The 3,410-nt window shown below is 51.6% G+C and carries 5 protein-coding genes; 3 read left to right on the plus strand and 2 right to left on the minus strand.

Annotation, left to right across the window (positions count from 1 at the left end; genetic code table 11):
• Together ABYT30_RS17310 and greB are read right to left on the minus strand one after the other, a co-directional pair.
• Positions 1 to 264, minus strand: a 264-nt coding sequence (locus ABYT30_RS17310; protein WP_373097712.1) for a hypothetical protein, incomplete at its 3' end; no start/stop codon positions are given.
• A gap of 79 nt (positions 265 to 343) precedes the next feature.
• Positions 344 to 853, minus strand: a complete 510-nt coding sequence (gene greB / locus ABYT30_RS17315) for a transcription elongation factor GreB (RefSeq protein ID WP_373097714.1) — start codon at positions 851 to 853, stop codon at positions 344 to 346.
• Positions 854 to 932: 79 nt separating this feature from the next.
• Between greB and ABYT30_RS17320 the strand changes: the two genes are divergently transcribed.
• From ABYT30_RS17320 to alaS, 3 genes are all read left to right on the plus strand, one after another.
• Positions 933 to 1,775 (plus strand): M23 family metallopeptidase, encoded by an 843-nt coding sequence (locus ABYT30_RS17320; RefSeq protein ID WP_373078858.1) that lies wholly within the window; start codon positions 933 to 935, stop codon positions 1,773 to 1,775.
• 58 nt (positions 1,776 to 1,833) lie between these two features.
• Positions 1,834 to 2,019, plus strand: a complete 186-nt coding sequence (locus ABYT30_RS17325; RefSeq protein WP_373078860.1) for a Trm112 family protein — start codon at positions 1,834 to 1,836, stop codon at positions 2,017 to 2,019.
• A 171-nt stretch (positions 2,020 to 2,190) separates the two neighbouring features.
• The coding region (gene alaS / locus ABYT30_RS17330; protein ID WP_373097716.1) for an alanine--tRNA ligase at positions 2,191 to 3,410 on the plus strand (1,220 nt) is incomplete at its 3' end.

Consider the following 3,410-nt stretch of genomic DNA (forward strand, 5'->3'; position numbering starts at 1 on the left):
CAGGGCGCGAAAGTAAAATACGCCAATAGCGAGCCAGCTAGCGAGTGCAATTGTTAGCCCGAGGGCGTCACCAACGCCACTGAGCTCGCCAAATAAAATAATAAGCAAGGTCAGGGCGACTTCGAGGGCGATGACGTGTAAACCAAATTCGCCGACGATAACACCGAAAATAAAGCTGATTACGCCAATTAGCTCCGGGCTGCGGCGGTATGGGCGATAGACATTCCATGCCGTCCACGCCCAAATTAAGGATAGTAAAAACATGTTGGAAGCTCTCCGTGAAGGTCGTCGACATCATAGGCTATGCGTATGATGATCTCTAGCATACTTAAAATTTGCCTGTTTAAGCGGTACTGCGTTGGTAGCGAATGGCGGTAATGTAATACAAAGTTTCGCCTTTTGGGGTAAGCACTTTTACTTCGTCGTCGAGTAGTTTTCCCAGCATGGCTTTCGCTAGGGGAGAGTCCATCGACAGTGTGTTTTGGCTTAGATCGAATTCATCTGGACCGACTATACGGTATTCGTATTCTTTACCGTCGTCGTCCTCTAGGCATACCCAGGCGCCAAAATAAACTTTATCTTGATTGTTGGGGATGTCGGCAACGACGGTGAGTTCCTCTAGGCGCTTGGTTAAAAAACGGACTCGGCTGTCGATTTCTCTGAGCCGACGTTTGCCGTAAATATAGTCCCCGTTCTCGGAACGATCGCCATTTTTAGCCGCCTCATGGACGCTAGCGGTAACTTGCGGTCGTTCAACTTTCCATAATTGGCGGACTTCATCGCGAAGCCGGCGCTCACCCTCTGGGGTAATGTAGCAGGAACCTTTGGTGCGAGGAGGGCGGTAACGTGACATAAGGGGCAATAGCCTGCTGTTTTAGAGAATAATAACGCGCTATGGTAGCGCAGCGAACACTGACAGAGGATAGCTGGGAATGAATAAATGTGTGGCGAAGGCGCGATTGGCATTGTTGATAACGCTGGGGCTGGGGCTAAACCTAAGTTTAAGTGCGCACGCAGATATCGTGTTGCATGGTCAATTAAAGCAAGGTGGTTTGTTATGGGGTGAATTGCCGGCGGGGAGCTCGGTAAAGCTTGATGGCAGAGCATTGAACATAGCCGATAACGGGGTGTTTGTGTTTGGATTTGATCGCGACGCCAAGCCGATCTCACATTTAGAGATTTGCGGTGCTGACGGTGAGTGCGAAAAACAGGTTTTAAACATCGCGCAGCGAGAATACGATATTCAGCGCATAACCGGCGTACCCCAGCAAACGGTTACGCCGCCAGCCTCCGTGTTAGCGCGCATTCGCAAAGAAGCTGCCTTAGTTTCCAAGGCTAGGCAGCAGGAGTTTCCTCGCCAGGATTTCACGCAGACCTTTAATTGGCCTGTACTTGGCCCCATCACGGGTGTATTCGGCTCCCAGCGTGTCTATAATGGCAGCCCTGGCCGCCCTCACTACGGATTGGATATTGCCGCGCCCACTGGCAGCAAAGTTGTCGCGCCTATTGATGGCGTGGTCACTTTAGCCCACCCCGATATGTTTTATTCCGGTGGGACTCTGATTATTGATCATGGCATGGGGGTTTCGTCGACATTTATACATTTAAGCCGGGTGTTAGTTGAGGTGGGGCAGCAAGTTAAACAAGGTGATGCCATTGCCGAAGTCGGCGCCACGGGGCGGGCAACGGGGCCGCACTTGGATTGGCGAATGAATTGGGCTGGGCAGCGTTTAGATCCCGCGCTGGTCATTGGGCCGATGCCCACGGCGGAATAGCACGGCAGTCCCAGTAGCGGACTAACAAAAGACAGACACATATTGAGAGCGGTAGAAGATGATTGATAAAAAATTATTAGAGATTTTGGTGTGCCCAGTAAGCAAGGCGCCATTGGAATACGATCAGCAGCGCAATGAACTGGTTTGTAAAGCCAGTGGTTTGGCCTACCCAATTCGCGACGGTATTCCGGTGATGCTAGAGTCCGAGGCGCGAGTTTTGACTACAGAAGAGAAACTGGGTTAGTCGAGCTAGTTCACTAAAACGCGGCGTCATTTTAAGCCTTGTAAGGCTGAATACACGCCCAACTAATTTCGTTATACTTGCCATTTTTTTGTCGTCACCCACTTCTTACCTGCGGTAAGTCATCGGCGTGGCGATGAAAGCTGTTGCTGCCCACGGAGTGAGAGAGCCCCCATGAAAAGCGCCGCCATTCGCGAAGCCTTTATTCGTTATTTTGAAAGCAAAGCTCACACCCAAGTGGCCAGCAGCTCGCTGGTGCCGGGCAATGACCCTACCTTATTGTTTACCAATGCTGGCATGGTGCAGTTTAAAGACGCCTTTCTGGGCAGAGAAAAACGTGGCTATGTCCGTGCAGTTAGCTCGCAGCGCTGTGTTCGCGCTGGCGGCAAGCACAATGACTTGGAAAACGTCGGTTACACCGCGCGTCACCATACGTTCTTTGAAATGTTGGGCAACTTTAGCTTTGGCGATTATTTCAAGCACGATGCGATTAAGTTCGCCTGGGAGTTCTTGACCTCGCCGGAGTGGATGGCGATTCCCGCTGAAAAGCTTTGGGTTACCGTGTATGCCGAAGACGAAGAAGCCTACCAGATCTGGAACGAGCAGATGGGGGTGCCCGCCGAGCGCATGGTGCGCATTGGCGACAACAAGGGCGGTAAATACGCCTCAGATAACTTCTGGTCTATGGGCGATACCGGCCCCTGCGGTCCGTGTACCGAGATATTTTACGACCACGGCGCCGATGTAGCCGGTGGCCCGCCGGGCAGTCCTGACGAAGACGGCGATCGCTACATCGAAATTTGGAATAACGTCTTCATGCAGTTTAACCGCGACGCTGACGGCACTATGACACCATTGCCAGCGCCTTCGGTGGATACCGGTATGGGCTTGGAGCGTATTTCTGCCGTAATGCAGGGCGTGCACAGTAATTACGAAATCGATTTATTCCAGAACCTAATCAAGGCCACGGCCGCGATTCTTAATGTGAGCGATATTGAACATACCTCGCTGCGGGTGATTGCAGACCATATTCGCTCTTGCGCCTTCCTCGTGTCCGACGGTGTCATTCCATCTAATGAAGGTCGCGGCTATGTTTTGCGGCGGATCATTCGACGGGCCGCCCGCCACGGCAATAAGTTGGGTGCCGAGAAGGCCTTCTTCCACAAGTTAGTAGCGCCTTTGGCCTTGGAAATGGGTGAAGCTTACCCAGAACTTGTGACTCGTCAGGCGCAAATTGAAAAAGTCTTGCTACAGGAAGAGGAGCAGTTTGCTAAAACCCTTGATCAGGGCATGAAAATTCTCGAGCAGGATTTACAAGATTTAAACGGCAAGCAGATTCCCGGCGACACGGTATTCCGTCTTTACGATACCTATGGTTTTCCGGTTGATCTCAC

Source organism: Zhongshania sp. (assembly GCF_041623545.1).
Taxonomy (GTDB): Bacteria; Pseudomonadota; Gammaproteobacteria; order Pseudomonadales; family Spongiibacteraceae; genus Spongiibacter.

What these genes read in the sequence shown, in the direction of transcription:
- ABYT30_RS17325 (WP_373078860.1), top strand. Translation starts at nt 1,834, where the DNA reads ATGATTGATAAAAAATTATTAGAGATTTTGGTGTGCCCAGTAAGCAAG.
- ABYT30_RS17320 (WP_373078858.1), top strand. Translation starts at nt 933, where the DNA reads ATGAATAAATGTGTGGCGAAGGCGCGATTGGCATTGTTGATAACGCTG.
- greB (WP_373097714.1), bottom strand. Translation starts at nt 853, where the DNA reads ATGTCACGTTACCGCCCTCCTCGCACCAAAGGTTCCTGCTACATTACC.